At 63.4% G+C, this 17491-nt stretch carries 14 protein-coding genes; 8 read left to right on the top strand and 6 right to left on the bottom strand.

The features are described from left to right. Positions 1-3 precede the first annotated feature (3 nt). Complete coding sequence (locus V1279_RS17285) at positions 4-168, top strand: hypothetical protein (protein ID WP_334438035.1); 165 nt, start codon at positions 4-6, stop codon at positions 166-168. 327 nt (positions 169-495) lie between these two features. On the opposite strand, the gene V1279_RS17280 is transcribed toward V1279_RS17285, so the two are convergent. Next, a complete protein-coding gene (locus tag V1279_RS17280) occupies positions 496-2694 on the bottom strand; it encodes a lytic transglycosylase domain-containing protein (protein ID WP_334438032.1) in 2199 nt (732 codons plus the stop codon). Between the two features lie 447 nt (positions 2695-3141). Beyond that, complete coding sequence (locus V1279_RS17275; protein WP_334438030.1) at positions 3142-4098, bottom strand: calcium-binding protein; 957 nt, start codon at positions 4096-4098, stop codon at positions 3142-3144. 311 nt (positions 4099-4409) lie between these two features. On the opposite strand from V1279_RS17275, the gene V1279_RS17270 reads away from it, so the two are divergent. From V1279_RS17270 to V1279_RS17260, 3 genes are all read left to right on the top strand, one after another. Continuing rightward, a complete protein-coding gene (locus tag V1279_RS17270) occupies positions 4410-4652 on the top strand; it encodes a hypothetical protein (RefSeq protein WP_334438027.1) in 243 nt (80 codons plus the stop codon). Between the two features lie 332 nt (positions 4653-4984). Continuing rightward, positions 4985-6709, top strand: a complete 1725-nt coding sequence (ilvD, locus tag V1279_RS17265) for a dihydroxy-acid dehydratase (RefSeq protein WP_334438024.1) — start codon at positions 4985-4987, stop codon at positions 6707-6709. Further along, positions 6696-7544 (top strand): tetratricopeptide repeat protein, encoded by an 849-nt coding sequence (locus V1279_RS17260; protein WP_334438021.1) that lies wholly within the window; start codon positions 6696-6698, stop codon positions 7542-7544. The genes ilvD and V1279_RS17260 overlap by 14 nt, the downstream gene beginning before the upstream one ends. A gap of 8 nt (positions 7545-7552) precedes the next feature. On the opposite strand, the gene V1279_RS17255 is transcribed toward V1279_RS17260, so the two are convergent. Beyond that, on the bottom strand, positions 7553-8056 hold the full coding sequence (locus V1279_RS17255; protein WP_334438019.1) for a GNAT family N-acetyltransferase: 504 nt from the start codon (positions 8054-8056) through the stop codon (positions 7553-7555). Then, positions 8053-8844: an exodeoxyribonuclease III gene (gene xth / locus V1279_RS17250; RefSeq protein ID WP_334438016.1), complete on the bottom strand. Its 792-nt coding sequence runs from the start codon at positions 8842-8844 to the stop codon at positions 8053-8055. The genes V1279_RS17255 and xth overlap by 4 nt, the downstream gene beginning before the upstream one ends. Before the next feature lie 154 nt (positions 8845-8998). Between xth and V1279_RS17245 the strand changes: the two genes are divergently transcribed. From V1279_RS17245 to V1279_RS17235, 3 genes are read left to right on the top strand one after another with little or no spacing between them, the layout of a single operon-like run. After that, positions 8999-10129 carry an efflux RND transporter periplasmic adaptor subunit gene (locus V1279_RS17245; protein WP_334438013.1) on the top strand — a complete coding sequence of 377 codons (1131 nt, stop codon included), beginning with the start codon at positions 8999-9001 and terminating at the stop codon, positions 10127-10129. Between the two features lie 3 nt (positions 10130-10132). Continuing rightward, a complete protein-coding gene (locus V1279_RS17240) occupies positions 10133-13261 on the top strand; it encodes an efflux RND transporter permease subunit (protein ID WP_334438010.1) in 3129 nt (1042 codons plus the stop codon). A gap of 17 nt (positions 13262-13278) precedes the next feature. After that, positions 13279-14124, top strand: coding sequence for an amidohydrolase family protein (locus V1279_RS17235; protein WP_334438007.1), 846 nt, complete (start codon positions 13279-13281; stop codon positions 14122-14124). 6 nt (positions 14125-14130) lie between these two features. On the opposite strand, the gene V1279_RS17230 is transcribed toward V1279_RS17235, so the two are convergent. Next, complete coding sequence (locus V1279_RS17230) at positions 14131-15099, bottom strand: tripartite tricarboxylate transporter substrate binding protein BugD (protein ID WP_334446437.1); 969 nt, start codon at positions 15097-15099, stop codon at positions 14131-14133. Positions 15100-15188: 89 nt separating this feature from the next. Continuing rightward, positions 15189-16262, bottom strand: coding sequence for a tartrate dehydrogenase (locus tag V1279_RS17225; protein ID WP_334438004.1), 1074 nt, complete (start codon positions 16260-16262; stop codon positions 15189-15191). Positions 16263-16374: 112 nt separating this feature from the next. Between V1279_RS17225 and V1279_RS17220 the strand changes: the two genes are divergently transcribed. After that, positions 16375-17280 carry a LysR family transcriptional regulator gene (locus V1279_RS17220; protein WP_334438001.1) on the top strand — a complete coding sequence of 302 codons (906 nt, stop codon included), beginning with the start codon at positions 16375-16377 and terminating at the stop codon, positions 17278-17280. Positions 17281-17491 lie beyond the last annotated feature (211 nt).

Below are 17491 nucleotides of genomic sequence, written 5' to 3'. Positions count from 1 at the left end.
ACAATGGCTGAAAATGACAACCGACGGAAGGGCACAATCGGACTTATTCTCGGCGGAATCATCGCGGTGGCTGCCGCGGCATTCATTCTCACCGGCGGGGATTTGGGCGGGGCTAAAAAAGTGACCAGCGATTCTGATCTTGCGCCGGTTGCGCCCGGAAAGAAATAGCGTGAACATGGATCGGTGAGTGTGCCGATTTGTAGCGGCTGGGCTGTCCTCTATATTGATTGGATGCTCTATTTCGACTGAACATCGTCATCGCTTTGATCCTGATCGCTGGCATGCTTGCGATGACCGAGCTTGCCGTTGTGTCCACCTACAAAATTCTTTGCCGCCTGTTGTTTCGGCACAACCTAGGCCAGCTCATCTTCGGATTTTCCCGGCTGGGATTACGCCAGTTGTTCCCTTCGTCCGCGGGTGACCAAATGCCGCAACATTGTCGCCGGTAGCGGGCTATTTTGTCGGTGTCGGGTAAGCAGGTCGGCTTCTTCAACTTCACTGGCCGGCGGCCGGCAGCGGTGCAGCGTTTGTCTCCTGCGTCACGACGCGCTGGTCGGTCTTCGACGCCACCGCAGTGTCGTTGTCAAACCGCACGCGATAGACCGCCAAGTTCTCCATCACCCGCTGGACATAGTTCCGCGTTTCGGAAAACGGAATCCGCTCGACCCAGTCGACCGCATCGACCTGGGGGTCACGCGGATCGCCATGGGCCTTGACCCAGTCCCGCACCCGGCCCCGGCCGGCATTGTAGCCGGCGAAGGTCATGATGTGATTGCCCTTGTATTCGCTCAGCAGCGCGCTCAGTTCGGCGGCACCCATTTGCGTGTTGTAGATCGGATCGGAAACCATGCGGTCCCAGTCATAGCTGATGCCAAAGCGCTTGGCGGTATCGCGTCCCGCTTCCGGCGTCACCTGCATCAGGCCGACCGCATTCGCCACAGACTTGTCGCGCTGGTCGAATGCGCTCTCCGTGCGCGCCACCGAATAAATCATGCCGTGCTCGATTTCGGGCGCGAGCTGGCGGTGCGGCGGAATCCCGATGGTGGGAAAGGCGTAATGGTCGAGCGGCAGTCCGCGGCCGAGCGATGGCTTTCCGACCTGCAGCATCGCGCGGGCGTCATTGCGGCGGCCGGTGAGCTCGCCGAGCGCTTCGAGCAAGGCAACATCAGAGCTTTGTTCGCCGAGGTCGGCGGCAAAATAGAGCACGACATCGCGTTCGCCGATCTCGTAGAGCATGTCGGCGGCGCGCACGCGTTCGTCCGTGGCCGAAGCATCGGCGGACGCGAGAACGGGCGAGGGCGCGCGCAGCTCGATCTGGTCACGGCCAAGCCTGGCGCGCGCCAGCTGGCCGTAATAGGCGGTCGGGTAGCGGGCGGCCGCTTCATAGCTCGCACGCATCGCATCCGTCTGGCCAAGGGCTTCGGCCGCGCGTCCACGCCAGTAGTTCGCCCGCGCCAGCACGATCGGATTGGTCGCGCCGTCGTCGATGTGGGCGAAATGCGCAGCCGCGGTTTTGGGATTGTCGAGGTAGCGGAGCGCGATCCAGCCGCACATGAAGTGGTAGTCGGCGCGGTAGTATTCATTGGCCGGCGTTGCGGCGGGACGGACCACATCGTAGGCGGTCTGGAACGCGCCCTGATCAAGCAGCTTGCGGGCGAGCATGCGCCGCTCGCGCCACCATTGATCGGTGTCCTGCAGCGCCATCGTCTCCGGTGACGCCGCCACCATCAGGCGGGCCGCGTCATCGATTCGGTCGTTGGCGAGCATCCACTGAATGCGGCAAAGGGTGTAGCCGAGATCCTGCCGTGCCTCGGCTGCGACATCGTCGAGCGCATCCAGCGCCTTGTTCGCTTTTCCCCTGACCGCGGCACAGGCCTTCACGATCGCAAGCTCGTCGTCGCCGAGACGCTTCGCGGCGCGCTTCGCGCCGGCGAGGTCCTTGGCGCCGATTCGCCTGTCCATGCGCGCACGGTGGTCATCGCGAGTGAGAAGATCGCGGAACGTCTCGAACACTGCGGTCTCCAGGCGCTCCGATAATTCGTCCGATCGCCATGCGTCGCGGGCCAGCCGAGCCGCGCCGTCCCGATCACCCTCTGCGAGCAGCAGGCGCGCCAGCGCCAACTTGCCCTTGGCACTTGTGGGCCGATCGCCAATGAAGCCGCGAACCGTCGCCGCATCGCTGCGCTCCTCCCACAGCCGCGCCTCCGCGCGCCGGCGCAGCTGTGCTGTGCTCGGCCATTCCGGATTAGCGGCGATGAACGCCGCGTAGCGGCCGAAAGTTGCTGTCGTCTCCGGGCGGCGCAGGATGAACCACTCGACGAGCTTCTGCGCCGCCGGATCCGCGAGCCTGTTCCTTATGGCCGTCGCCTCTTCGGTCTTTGCCTTGCGCGCGAGATCGATGGCTTCCTTCACCAGCGCAAGGTCGCCCGTCAGCGGAGCGACGGCCTCCCTGGGAGCGGGCGAAGCCTTCGATGGCTTCGGCTTGCGTTGTGCGGAAGCGTGTTTGGCGTGCCGGCGTTGCCCGGACGCAGCGCTGCGATGAGGACGAGCCTCCTTCACGTGCGACTTCCTGGTCGCTTCGTGCGCCTTCTGGGGGGGTGATTTATGGCTGGCCCGCGCGGTCGCATCCGTCGAGAAGAGGGCGAGCCCAGCTACCGTGAAAAAGCAAGACAGCGAGCGTAAGCATCGGTTCATTCCATGGTCCCCCCGCGAAACCCACGTCACAAACGCTGTCAAAGCCAAGAGATCGCATGATGCATGTGGCCTTGACCGTTCGAAAGATGCCACAACCCTTGATCTGCAACCGTCACTTCACGCAACAAATGCGCGCAAAATGAGGCAAATGAAACCAATATTGCCCCGGCGTAGCGCGGCGCAGTCGTGCGAATAAGGAATTTCAGGGCTTACGACGAGCGCAATTGCACTCGCACAGCGATGACAGGCTCCGCGACATCCTGGATTTTCGAAGCTTCCCGCATATCGCGGCGCTCATGCGGGATACGTGATCGATACCCTGCGGCGCGAGAGCAGTGGACCCATCCACGCAGTCCAGCGCCCGGTGACGATCGAATCGACACCGGACGCTGGAGGACAAGGGCCGGGAGGCGGCCCTTGTCCGTGATTGTGCCTTGTTGTTTTGGCTTAACCGTACATGGCCATGTTGGCCATCGCCGTCGCTTCGTTGTGGTGGCCGCCGTCGGTGCCGCCACCGGCCAGCACGCCGTCGTCCTCAAGGTCGAAGTGCGCGCCGCCGAGTTCGCCGACCTTCTCGTAGGCGCCGTACACGGTTTGGGTCGTCGCGATATCGCTTGCCTTCACCAGGTTGCCGTAGACGGTGATGGTGCCGAGCAGATCCTCGTCATGCGCGCCGGCATTGCCCTGCTGGCTGATGACGGTGATCACGCTGTAGTCATTCCTGCCGTCGCCATTGCTGTCCTTGTGCTGGATCGACTGGACCTCGGCGGTGTGCGCCGAGATTTCGATCTTGTCGCCCTGGGCGCGGTTGAAGTCGCGGATCACGTCGTTGCCGAAGCCGTCGACCCAGTGATCGTGAGTGGCGTTGTTCTCGCCGGTCACGCCAACCCAGTCGATGGTGCCGTCGGCATTGACGTGCTTGGCAACGATCTCGTCCTTGGCATTGACCATACCTTCGAAGCGGAAGGTATCGCCGCCGGCGCCGCCGGTCAGCGTATCGTTGACGGCTTTGAACGCAGCGGTTTCAGTCGCGAAGATCTGCGTCGTGCCGTCCTGGGCTGCGACCATTTCGCCCGCATCCGACCGGCTCAACAACACGTCGTTGCCGGTGCCGCCATCCATCCGGTCGGCACCGAAGCCACCGACCAGAAGATCGGCGCCGGAGCCGCCCGAGAGGCTGTCGTTACCCGAGCCGCCCCACACCTTGTCGGCGCCGGAGCCGCCGTTGAGCGTGTCGCTGCCGGCCATGCCGGCGAGCGTGTCTTCCTTGGCACCCCCGAACAAGGTGTTATTGCCCGTCGTACCGTTCAGATGATCATGGTCGGAGCTGCCGCCGCCGAACCGCGCGAAGAAATCCTCGAAGCGGCTATTGTCGAGGAAGCCGTTCAGATTGAAGCGTGCCATTATTAGAACCTCTTACTCAGAGGCCTCACGAACTACAAACGACCACCACGGATTTTGGGAATCGTGAAGTGATGCGCGCGGGCAAGACGTGAGGCGTGACTCCTTGACCCGCATCGAAGAAGAAACAGTAAAACGGGTCCGTGACTGGACGTGCACGCGGCGGATTTGCGCTCGGTAGGGGCAATACGGTGACGCGAAAGGCGTCTCTGCGACCGCTGCTTCAGTGCATCGGTCGATTCCGCCGGCGGTCAAAACCTCTGCGACAAACTGCGCACGACGTTGTTTCGTCTTGCGTATGAACGATTGGTCCGTTGGCCACGCGCGCGTGGTGGGCCGCATCCTCGCGTGACGAAAACAGGCGCAAAGAAGTGCAGCCGCACAAAAATGACCTGATCGCTTCGAACACGATTGATGTCAGGCGGTGTAACTTTCGGTGCGCGCATCGCACGCAGGCGATCGAGCGATCGGCTGCTGCGGGGATGCGGTTCGAATTGCGCTTTGCGATTCGCGGCGACGCGTGGGCGGTCGCCAAATTCAGTTTGGTCGCGCGATAGCGCGCGGCGAATCTCGCGTAGGAGAAGCTTTTCTATCGATCGCCCTCAGGTTGTGACCGGCGCGGGGCGCGGGTGCTCGAAACGGGAACCCTGTCGGAACGGCGGCGGGGACGGATTCGATCAACCAGAAAGGGTTGCCGCTTGGCCACGATTGTTGCGTGACCGCAACAGTGGGCGGGCATTTGGTTAATTGTTCCGCCTGCTCTTGCTTGCGCCGCTTTTTAGCCACACCCCTCCATGAAACCATTTCTTTCGCAGGCTGGTTAGCTACAGCCCGGCGAAGGCGACGGGAAATTGCTCCCGCGAGATGGCTGGGGAAACAGGTTCCGCGGATGGACGCCAAGACCGACATCAAGAAGAGGTTGCCGAGCCGTCACGTGACGGAGGGGCCGGAGCGCGCCCCCCATCGGTCCTATCTCTACGCGATGGGCCTGACCACCCAGCAGATCCACCAGCCCTTCGTCGGCGTCGCGTCCTGCTGGAACGAGGCCGCGCCCTGCAATATCTCGCTGATGCGCCAGGCGCAGGCGGTCAAGAAGGGCGTTGCGGCTGCCGGCGGCACCCCGCGCGAATTCTGCACCATCACCGTGACGGACGGTATCGCCATGGGCCATGACGGCATGCGCTCATCGCTGCCGTCCCGCGAATGCATCGCCGATTCCGTCGAGCTGACCGTCCGCGGCCATGCCTATGACGCCCTCGTCGGGCTTGCCGGCTGCGACAAGTCGCTGCCGGGCATGATGATGGCGATGGTCCGGCTCAACGTGCCCTCGATCTTCATCTACGGCGGCTCGATTCTGCCGGGCAATTTCCGTGGCCAGCAGGTCACGGTGCAGGACATGTTCGAGGCCGTCGGCAAGCATTCAGTCGGCGACATGTCGGATGCTGACCTCGATGAAATCGAGCGGGTGGCTTGCCCCTCGGCAGGGGCGTGCGGTGCACAATTCACCGCCAACACCATGGCGACGGTATCCGAGGCGATCGGCCTGGCGCTGCCGTATTCGGCCGGGGCGCCAGCGCCTTACGAAATTCGCGATGCGTTTTGCTCCGCCGCCGGCGAGAAGGTTCTGGAGCTGATCGCAGCCAATATCCGGCCGCGCGACATCGTCACCCGCCGCGCGCTGGAAAACGCCGCGGCGGTTGTTGCGGCCTCCGGCGGGTCGACCAATGCAGCGCTGCACCTGCCGGCCATCGCGCATGAGTGCGGCATTAAATTTGACTTATTCGACGTCGCCGAAATCTTCAAAAAGACACCGTATGTCGCGGATTTGAAGCCAGGGGGCCGTTATGTTGCCAAAGACATGTTCGAGGTTGGCGGCATACCGCTTCTGATGAAGACGCTGCTCGACAATGGCCACCTCCACGGAGATTGCATCACCGTCACGGGCCGTACGATCGCCGAAAACCTCAAGAGCGTGAAATGGAATCCGCACCAGGATGTGGTGCGGTCCGCCGACAACCCGATCACCGTCACGGGAGGCGTTGTCGGGTTGAAGGGTAATCTCGCGCCGGAGGGTGCGATCGTGAAGGTCGCGGGCATGTCGAAGCTGAAATTTACTGGTCCTGCCCGCTGCTTCGACCGCGAGGAAGACGCCTTCGAGTCGGTCCAGAAGAAAACCTACAAGGAAGGCGAGGTCATCGTGATCCGCTACGAGGGGCCGCGCGGCGGTCCCGGCATGCGGGAGATGCTCTCGACCACGGCGGCGCTGACCGGGCAGGGGATGGGCGGCAAGGTCGCCTTGATCACCGACGGCCGGTTCTCCGGCGCCACCCGCGGGTTCTGCATCGGCCATGTCGGGCCGGAAGCGGCCGTGGGCGGTCCGATCGCCCTGTTGCAAAATGGTGACATTATTGAGATCGATGCCGAGGCCGGCACCCTTAACGTAAAATTGACCGACGCCGAACTCGCCGAACGTAAAACCAAATGGGCGCCTCGACAGACTAACCATACGTCGGGTGCGCTGTGGAAATATGCCCAACAGGTTGGGCCGGCGGTGGATGGGGCTGTGACCCATCCTGGCGGTGCGCACGAGAAACAGTGTTATGCGGACATCTAGGCGTATCATTTTTGCGTTGATGCTGGGGGCCGCGCCGGTGGCAGCTCCCGGATTCGCATTTGATGGCGCACCGGTGAAGCCGGATGCCGCGCCGCCCATGATGAACCAGCCCGCCGCCGCGCAGGCCGTCACTGCGCAGGCCCTGAAGAAGGTTCCGCCGGCGCCACCCGCGACGGCAACGGCTGTTGCCGCGTCCTCGCTGACTTCGCTGCAATACGCCGCCGAGGGTGGCCATCCCGTCGCGCAGTGGAAGCTCGGCCGGATGTATGCAGATGGCAATGGCGTCATCCAGAACGATCTGCGCGCCTTCGAATATTTCAGCCGTATCGCCAACGCGCATGCGGAGGACAGCCCGTCGGCGCCGCAGGCGGCTATCGTCGCCAACGCCTTCGTGGCGCTGGGCCGCTACTACCTGAACGGCATCCCCAATTCCAAGATCAAGGCCGATACGGACCGGGCGCGGGAGATGTTCTCCTATGCCGCGTCCTATTTCGGCAACGCCGACGCGCAATACGATCTGGCGCGGCTTTATCTGAAGACGCCGGACGCCTCGCGGGACGATTTCCGTTACGGCGCGCGCTGGCTTGGTCTGGCTGCCCAGAAGGGCCAGCATCAGGCGCAGGCCATGCTCGGCCAGATGCTGTTCAACGGCGATCGTCTGCCGCGTCAGGCCGCCCGTGGGCTGATGTGGCTGACGCTGGCGCGCGACAACGCGGCCCCCGACGAGACCTGGATCCGGGAAAGCTACAACCGCGCTTTCGCCAAGGCCTCCGACGACGACCGCGCCACGGCGCTGCAGATGCTCGAGCACTGGGTGCAGGGCAAGCGGGACTGAGCCTGATTCTAAGGCTGCGAAGCGACCATCCGTTTTGACATTGGATAGCCAGAGCTCGTGCCGAACTTCCCGGTCCGCACCCCGTCGTCAACATAACCGGCCGACCGATAGAAGCGATGCGCCGTCTCGGTACTGGTGAGCGTGCAACGCCTGTTGCCGCGCTCCACCGCTCTGGCTTCGAGCGCGTTGAGCAAGGCACGGCTGACGCCGCGAAATCGCGCATCGGGCGCCACGTAGTTCAGCGTGATCTCGCCTGCGTCCGTCACGGATCCCACCGCGAGGATGACATCGCCGTCAACGGCGAGCAGGAGCGAGCTTCCCTTCTGCGCAGCCCAAGCGGCCACCGTCTCCGGCGTCTTGTTGGCTAGCCACGCATTGAGGATCGCCGGGTCGTTGCCGTGATCGGCAATGCATAAGCGGGAAATTGATTCCGTCAGAACGCGGCAGGCTGCGACGGCGTCTTCGGGCGCCGCGTCCCGAATCTTCACATTCTCCGCGCCGGTCGCGCTCAAGCCGTCTCCAGGTCGAAATCCGCCCACACCGGCACGTGGTCCGACGGCTTCTCCCAGCCGCGCACATAGCTGTCGACGCCGACATTGGTCAGGCGGTCGCTGGCCTGCGGCGACAGCAGGAGATGGTCAATTCGAAGGCCCCAGTTCTTCTGCCAGGCGCCCGCCTGATAGTCCCAGAAGGTGTAGAGCCCCGGCTCGTCGGTGACCGCGCGCAGCGCGTCCGTCAGCCCGAGGCCGAGCAGGGACTGGAAGGCCTCGCGGGTTTGGGGACGGAACAGCGCATCGTTGCTCCAGGCGGCCGGGTTATAGACGTCGCGAGCGGCCGGAATGACGTTGAAGTCGCCTGCGAGCACCAGCGGCTCTTCCGCCTTAAGCCGCTCCTTCGAGTACTCAAGAAGTCGCGACATCCATTTGAGTTTATAGGGATATTTGTCCGTATCCGGCGGGTTGCCGTTGGGCAGATAGAGGCAGGCGATCCGCATCACCCCGGTCTTCAGCGTGACCACGCCTTCGAGGAACCTGGCGTGGGCGTCCTCGTCGTCGCCGGCCAGGCCCGATTGCGTCTCGTCGAACGGCAGTTTCGACAGTAGCGCGACACCATTGAAGGTCTTCTGGCCGTGGGTGACGACGTTATAGCCGAGCGATTCGATCTCGAGCCGCGGGAACGCCTCGTCGACGCATTTGATTTCCTGCAGGCAGACGATGTCCGGCGAGCATTCCTTGAGCCAGGTCAGGAGATGGTCGACCCGCTGCCGGATCGAATTGACGTTCCAGGTTGCAATGCGCATGAAATGGCTCGGGATTGTAACTACACATTTTCTGGCAGTGGCATACCATGTGCAGCGAGGCTGTGATAACCGTTTAGAAATAAGGCGCAAACATCGCCGTCAAGGGGCAACAGGAGACCGTCCCGTCCTTTGAGGACCGGCGAGCGTGAAAATTATGAAAAAGCGTAGCTTGATACTCCTTGTCGGCGCCATTGGCATCCTTGCGGCGGCCGGTTTCGTTACCCGCTCCTCGTGGATGGGCGGCAGCAGCAACGCCCAGGGCCCGCAACGCCCGCGGATGGTATCCGTCGAGCTGGCAAAGGCGGAGCGCAAATCCATGCCCGTCGATGTCGATGCGATCGGAATGGTGACGCCGATCTCCAGCGTAGCGCTGAAGTCGCGGCTGGAAACCACCATCGTCGCGGTGCATTTCGCTGATGGCGCCAAGGTCAGCGAAGGCGATCTGCTGTTCACGCTGGACAGCCGCCAGATCGATGCCCAGATCGAGCAGGCCGAGGGCGTGCTGGCCAGGGACCAGGCACAGCTCGAGGGCGCCCAGCGCGACCTCCGCCGCTTCACCGATCTCGTCGCCAAGGGCGCCACCACGCAGGTCAATGTCGACAACGCCAAAACGCAGTCCGATATCCTGACCGGCTCCATCAAGGCCAATCAGGCGGCGCTCGACAATCTGAAGGTCCAGAAAAGCTACACCACGATCCGCGCGCCGTTCTCGGGGCGCATCAGCGTTGCCAATGTGAAGGTCGGCAATTTCGTCCGCCCGGCCGACACTACCCCGCTGGCGGTGATCAACCAGATGGCGCCGGTCTACGTGACTTTCTCGGTTCCGCAGCGCGTGCTGGTCGATCTGCGCGAGGCCATGGCCAAGGGCGTCTCCGGCGTCACCGCCACCATTCCGGGCCATCAGCGCTCCGAGAGCGGCAAGGTCGCGATGGTCGAAAACACCGTGGATATGGCCACCGGCATGGTCACAGTGCGCGGCATCATGAACAACGAGAACGAGAGTTTGTGGCCGGGGACGCTGGTCGCGGCCAAGCTGATCATCCGAGCTGAGGATTCGATCGTGGTGCCGACGGTCGCCGTGCAGCGCAGCCAGAGCGGCAATTTCGTCTTCGTGGTCAAGGACGGCACAGCCAAGGTCCAGTCGGTCAAGGTCGACCGCACCGCGCAGGGCATGTCGGTGATCTCGGAGGGGCTTACCGGCGACGAAAGCGTTGTTGTCGACGGCCAATTGCTGCTGTCGGACGGAACGCGGGTCGAGGCCCGGGCCAAAAAGGCCGGAGCGTAACCGATGACGCTCTCCGAACTCTGTATCCGCCGGCCGGTCATGACGACGCTGATCACGGCGTCGATCATCGCGTTCGGCATTTTCGGCTTCCGCCTGCTGCCGGTCTCGGCGCTGCCGCGGGTCGATTTCCCGACCATTGCCGTGACCGCGACCTTGCCGGGCGCCAGCGCGGACACCATGGCGGCCTCGGTTGCCGGCGTCATCGAGCGCCAGCTTTCGACGGTTGCCGGCATCTCCTCGATGTCGTCGAACTCATCGCAGGGCACCAGCACCATCACCATCCAGTTCGATCTCAACCGCAACATCGACGCCGCGGCGCTCGACGTACAGACCGCGCTGACGATTGCGCAGCGCCGGTTGCCGGTCGAGATGCTCATCCCGCCGAGCTTCCGCAAAGTGAACCCGGCCGATTTCCCGGTTCTGTTCGTCGTGCTCACCTCGTCGACGCTGCCGCTGTCGGCCGTGCACGAATATGGCGACATCACCATCGGCCAGACGCTCTCGCAGATTCCGGGCGTCGCCCAGGTCAGCGTCTACGGCGCGCAGAAGTTCGCCATCCGCGTCCAGGCCGATCCCGAGGCGGCCGCGGCGCGCGGGCTGTCGCTCGAGGACATCAGGACGGCGGTATCCCGCGCCAATTCCTCGACCCCGGTCGGCACGCTGAACGGACCGAAGCAGGACGTGGCGCTGCAGGCCTCGGGCCAGATGGACAAGGCGATGGACTATCGCCAGATCGTGGTAGCCTGGCGCAACGGTTTCCCGGTCAAGCTCGACGAGGTCGCGCGGATCTACGACAGCGTCGAGAACGAGCGGATCGCGAGCTGGCTGAACGGCGAGCGCGCCATCGTGCTCGGTATCCAGAAGCAGCCAGACGCCAACACCGTGGCGGTGGTCGATTCCATCCTGGCCAAGTTCCCGGCGCTGCGGGCGCAGATCCCGCCATCGGTTTCGATCAACGTGCTGATGGACCGCTCCATTTCCATTCGCCAGGCGGTGGCCGACGTCGAGGAGACGCTGCTGATTGCGGTCGGGCTGGTGATCCTGGTGATCTTCCTGTTCCTGCGCTCGGCGTCCGCGACCTTCATTCCGGCGCTGGCGGTTCCGATTTCGCTGTTCGGCACCTGCGCGGTGATGTACGCGCTCGATTATTCCATCAACAATATGACGCTGCTGGCGCTGACGCTGTCGGTCGGCTTCGTGGTCGATGACGCCATCGTCATGCTGGAGAACATCGTCCGCCACATCGAGCACGGCATGCGGCCGTTCGAGGCAGCTCTCAAGGGCGCGCGCGAGATCGGCTTTACGATCATCTCGATCACGTTTTCGCTGATCGCCGTGTTCATTCCCGTGCTGCTGATGGGCGGCGTCGTCGGCCGCGTGTTCCGCGAATTCGCGGTCACCGTATCGGTTGCGATCCTGGTGTCCGGATTCGTGTCGCTGACGCTCACGCCGATGCTGTGCGCGCGCGTGCTGCGGGCGCATGACCCGACCAAGCGGCCGAATATCGTGCTCCGCGGATTCGAGGCGATGTTCGATTCCTGGCTGCGCGCCTATGAATGGACGCTCGATCTCGTGCTGGCCCGAAAATTCCTGATGCTGATGGTGACGCTGGCCACCCTGGGCGGCACCGTCTATCTCTACATGATCGTGCCGAAGGGCTTCTTCCCGCAGGAGGACACCGGCTTCCTGATCGGCGTCACCGAAGCCGCCACCGATACTTCCTTCGAGGCGATGAAGGAGCGGCAGCAGGCGCTGGTCGACGTGCTGAGAACCGATCCCGCGATCGAATACATCAACTCCACCGTCGGCGCCGGCGGCCCGAACACGACGGCGAATTACGGCCGCCTGTTCATCGCACTGAAGCCGAAAAAGGCGCGCGACAACCTCAACACCATCATCGGCCGGCTGCGCAATACGGCCCGGCAGATCCCGGGCATGCAGGCGTTCTTCCAGCCGATCCAGAATCTCAATATCGGCGGCCGAATTTCCAAGAGCCAGTATCAATATGTGATGCAGAGCGGCGACACCGAGTCGCTCTATCGTTTGGCGCCCGAGATGCGCGAGAAGATCGAGAAGCTGCCGGGCCTGCTCGACGTCACCACCGACCTCTACATCAAGAACCCGCAGATGACGGTCGACATCGACCGCGAGAAGGCGGCGGTCTACGGCATCACCGTCGATCAGGTCCGCAACCAGCTCTACAACGCCTATGGCTCGCGCCAGGTTGGCACCATCTACATGCCGTCAAACGACTACCAGATCATCCTGGAAGTGCAGCCGCAGTTCCGGGTCGATCCGTCTGACCTCTCCAAGCTCTACATGAAGACCCAGAACAACCAGACCATCCCGCTGTCGGCGGTGGCAAAACTGGTTCCGTCCGTCGGTCCGCTGCAGATCAACCACCAGGCCCAGCAGCCGGCGGTGACGATCTCCTTCAACCTCGCGCCCGGTAATTCGCTGGGCTATGCGGTCGACAAGATCACCGAGCTCGAGCAGGCCTCGAACCTGCCGGCGACCATCGCCACCGGCTTCTCCGGCACAGCGCAGGTGTTCCAGGATTCGCTGCGCGGGCAGGGCGTCCTGATCCTCGCCGCGGTGTTCGCGGCCTTCGTCATCCTCGGCATTCTCTACGAGAGCTTCATCCATCCGATCACCATCATCTCGGGCCTGCCGTCGGCCGGCATCGGTGCGATCCTGACGTTGATGCTGTTCGGGATGGAGATGTCGGTCATTGCCATGATCGGAATCGTGATGCTGGTCGGCATCGTCAAGAAGAACGCCATCATGATGGTGGACTTTGCGCTGGAGCGCCGCCGCGTCGGCCTAAGTGCCGAGCACGCGATCCGGGAAGCGGCGCTGTTGCGTTTCCGCCCGATCATGATGACGACGTTTGCCGCGATCTTCGGCACGCTGCCGATTGCGCTCGGCGCCGGCGCCGGCGCCGAATTGCGCCAGCCGCTCGGCATCGCCGTGGTCGGCGGGCTCTGCCTGTCGCAGCTGCTGACGCTGTACATCACGCCGGTCGTCTACATCTATCTCGACCGCATCGACCGCCGTCTGCGGCGCAAGCTCGAGCCGCAACTGGCCGAGACCGGCGAGGGCGAGCGGCCGCACGTGGTCGCCGCCGAATGATGACCTTCAGGCGCGTAATGCGGTCGGCTGCCCGGGGCGCCGCTTTCCTGATCGCGCTTGCATGCGTCACCGGTACCCTCAGTCCGACCCGTGCGGATGAGCCGATCGAAATCTTCGACGCCCATATGCACTACAATTGGGAGCCAAAGCCCCATTACAGCGTCGACGAAGTGCTGGCGCTGTTTAGAAAGCACCGCGTCACCGGCATCCTCGCCACCAGCCGCCCCAACACCGGTACGCATGCCCTGATGGACGCGAAGCCGCAGGGCCTGCAGGTCGTCCCCTTCATCCGGCCGTATCGCGTGCGCGCCGATATCCAGACCTGGTTCGGCGATCCCTTCATCTTCGACCTCGTGCAGGACGAATTCAAACGCGGCTATTACCGCGGCATCGGCGAGTTTCATATTTCGGGCAAGGCGGCCGATACCGAATGGGTGAAAAAGACCGTCGATTTCGCGGTTGAGCACGACCTCTATCTGCACGCCCATGCGGATGATATCGCCGTCGAAATCCTGATGCGACACAATCCGCGTGTCCGCATCATCTGGGCCCATACCGGCTTCGGCCTCTCGACCGACCGCGTTGCCGAGATGCTGTCGAAATATCCAAAGCTTTGGGGCGAATTGTCCTACCGCAGCGGCATCGTTGACGGCAGCGGCAAGCTGACGTCGGAATGGCGCGCATTGTTCGAACGCTATCCCGACCGCTTCCTGCTCGGCTCCGACACCTGGATCAACGAGCGCTGGGAGAGCTACGGCGAGATCATGGCGGGGTATCGGGCGTGGCTCGCGCAGTTGCCGCCAAAGATCGCGGCGCAGATTGCGCATGTCAATGCGCGCGCGCTGTTCGGCGGCGAACGCTGAGAAGCCTCAATCCGCAAACTGGTTGGCAGCGCGGATGATCGGCGCCCAGCGATCGACTTCGCTGATCAACTGCGCTTTCAGCGCTTCCGGAGTGGCCTGATCCTGCGGCACAGGTTCGGTGTTGATGTCGTTGAACCGCTTCACCAGGTCGGGGTCCCGTAATGCTTCCTGAAGCGTCTTGGATAGTTTCTGGATGATATCGTCGGGCGTTCCCTTCGGGGCATAGATGCCGTGCCAGGCGCCGACCTCAAAACCCTTCAGACCGGCTTCATCCGCGCTAGGAAGATCGGGCATGGACGCGAGACGCGACTTCGTGGTGATGGCGTAGGCTTTGACCAGCTTCGAGGCGATCGGCGCCGTGGTGTTCGTGGTCTGGTCGCAGGAGAGATCGATCTGCTTGGCGATGAGGTCGTTCATGACGGGGGCATTGCCCTTGTAGGGCACGGTCAGAATTTCCTTGCCGACGGCCGTCATGAACAGCATGCCGCAAAGATGCGAAGCGGCGCCGAGCCCCGCATTGCCAAACGTCATCTTGTCGCCATTGGCCTTGATGTACGTCACCAGTTCGGCCAGCGTGTTCGGCGGCAAATCGGGACGGCCGATGATCGTCATCGGTGCGTTGGTCACGAGTCCAACAGGCGCGAACGCCGTCTTGGTGTCGTAGGGCAGCTTGCGGTACAGCGTCGCGGCCGTGGAGATGCCGATGTGGTGGATCAGCAGCGTATGGCCGTCCGGTTCGGCGCGCGAGGCCCGCGTCGCGGCGATGGTGCCGCCGGCTCCCGTTGCGTTCTCGATGACGATCGTCTGACCCAGCAGTTTTGACATCGATTGCGCGGTCACCCGCGCCACCGTGTCGGTGGCGCCGCCGGCGGCGAACGGCACCAGCAGCGTGATTGGCCGGCTCGGATAGTTTTGCGCGAAGGCCGCGGAGCTGACCATGGCGAATGCGAGCGCGATCGCGGCTGTCTTCTTCATTTGCATTTGCGCCTCCCTGAATTCTTGTTCTGATTTATCTCGTGGGCTTTTTTCCTCGCGACCGGGACCGTCACGCCAGTGACGGACCGTCACACGTTGGAGCTATGGATCGCCTCCACAACAGCCTCGGTGACATCCTTCGTCGTCGCGGTGCCGCCGACATCGGGCGTCGTGATACCGGCGCCCGTAACCTTCTCCACCGCGCGCATCAGCCGCGCCGAGGCTTCGGCCTCGCCGAGATGATCGAGCATCTGCGACGCGGTCCAGAAGCTCGCGACCGGATTGGCGATGCCCTTGCCAGTGATGTCGAACGCCGAGCCATGGATCGGCTCGAACATCGAGGGAAAGCGCCGCTCGGGATCGATGTTCGCGGTCGGGGCCACGCCGAGACTGCCGGCCAGCGCGCCGGCGAGGTCGGACAGGATATCGGCATGGAGGTTGGTTGCCACGATGGTGTCGAGGCTCTGCGGCTTCAGCGTCATCCGCACCGTCATCGCATCGACCAGCATCTTGTCCCAGGTGACATCAGGAAATTCTTTCGAGACCTCGTCGGCGATCTCGTCCCACATCACCATGCCATGTCGCTGCGCATTCGACTTGGTCGCCACAGTAAGGAGTTTTCGCGGCCGCGACTGCGCCAGCCTGAATGCGTAGCGCATGATGCGCTGGACCCCGACGCGGGTGAAGATAGCTACTTCCGTGCCGACTTCTTCCGGCAGGCCGCGATGCACCCGCCCGCCGCAGCCGGCATATTCGCCTTCGGAGTTTTCACGCACGATCACCCAGTCGAGGTCGCCGGGGCCGGCATGACGCAGCGGCGAGGTGATGCCGGGCAGGATCCTGGTCGGCCGGACATTGGCGTATTGGTCAAAGCCCTGACAGATCGGTAGCCTCAGGCCCCACAGCGTGATGTGGTCGGGAACATCGGGAGCGCCGACCGCGCCGAAATAGATCGCATCGAATTTCTTCAGCGTGGTGAGCGCATCCGTTGGCATCATCACGCCGTGCTTGCGATAGTAGGCGGAACCCCAATCGAAGGTCTCGACATTGAACTTCACATCGCCCAGGCGTTTTTGGAGGTTCTCGAGCGCCTGAACGCCGGCGGCAATGACCTCGGGGCCGATCCCGTCGGCCGGAATCGCCGCGATTGAATATTCACGCATCGAAATCTCCGTGAGCCAGCTTGCTGAGCGGGAGCTTGCGGCCTGAGGCGAGGGGAGGCAATCGGCTCGCGTTTATACAAAAAATTGATATAATCCCGCCTCGGGAGGATGAATGGACCTACATCACTTGCGCTGCTTCGTGGCGGCAGCCGAGGAGTTGCATTTTGGCAGGGCGGCGCAGCGGCTCGACATGCTGCCATCGGCGCTCGGCCGCTTCATCCGTTTGCTCGAAGACGATCTCGGCACGCGGCTGATGACGCGCACGACGCGCAGCGTCGCGCTGACGGACGATGGCGCCGTGCTGCTGAAGGAAGCGCGGACGCTATTGGCGCAGGCCGATGCGCTGGCCGGCCGGTTCCGGACGCGTGGCCGCAAGCGGGCCGCGATCATTCGTGTCGGCGCCATAGACAGCGCAGCCGCAGGACTGCTGCCGCGGCTGTTGCACGATTTCCGTCAGCTTCGGCCTGACGTCACCGTACAACTGGTCGAGGACAAGACCGTGCGTCTGCTACCGCGCCTGCTGTCCGGCCGGCTCGACCTTACCTTCGTGCGCCCGCCAGAGCGGCCCGACAAGCGGCTGGAGTTTCTGCTTCTGCTGCACGAGACCGCCGTCGTCGCGGTTACCGACCGTCATCCGCTGGCATCGCGCAAACGCGTGACCATCGCCGATCTCGAGAACGAGCCGTTGATCGTGCCCGAACGCCGCTCGCGGCCGCACAGCCATGATCTCACCATGAAACTGTTCGCCGAGGCCGGCTGTGAGGCGCGCGTGGCGCAAATCGCCGATGAAAAGCAGACCATCGTCAATCTGGTCGCCGCAGGATTGGGCGTCGCCATCGTCCCGCGCTGGACCTCGCGAATGGCAACGCGCGGCGTCCGCTTCATCCGCCTTGCCGCATCCGACATGAACAAGCTGCCGCTGGCGGCTGCTTTCACCCGCGGCACCCGCGATCCGGTCAGGGATGAGGTGCTGGCCATGCTGAAAGCCGACCTGCCGCGCTACGCGCGCGAAGCGTAGACCGCCTAGGCTTCCAAATGGCGTGGGGGCGAGACTAGATGCAAACCTCGGGCAAGCGCCGCGAGATCGCGGAGGCTTACTCTGTTGTCATCGTCCGCCTTGTGCGCAATTGCGCACTGGGGCGGACGATCCAGTATCCCAGAGACGGCAGTGGCGGAAACGATAGGCCGCGGCGTACTGGATACCCCGCCTTCGCGGGGTACGGCGACTG

It is taken from the genome of Bradyrhizobium sp. AZCC 1610, assembly GCF_036924515.1.
GTDB lineage: Bacteria > Pseudomonadota > Alphaproteobacteria > Rhizobiales > Xanthobacteraceae > Bradyrhizobium.
The sequence above is the reverse complement of the archived record's forward strand: the minus strand, read 5'-3'. Positions and strand labels throughout refer to the sequence as shown.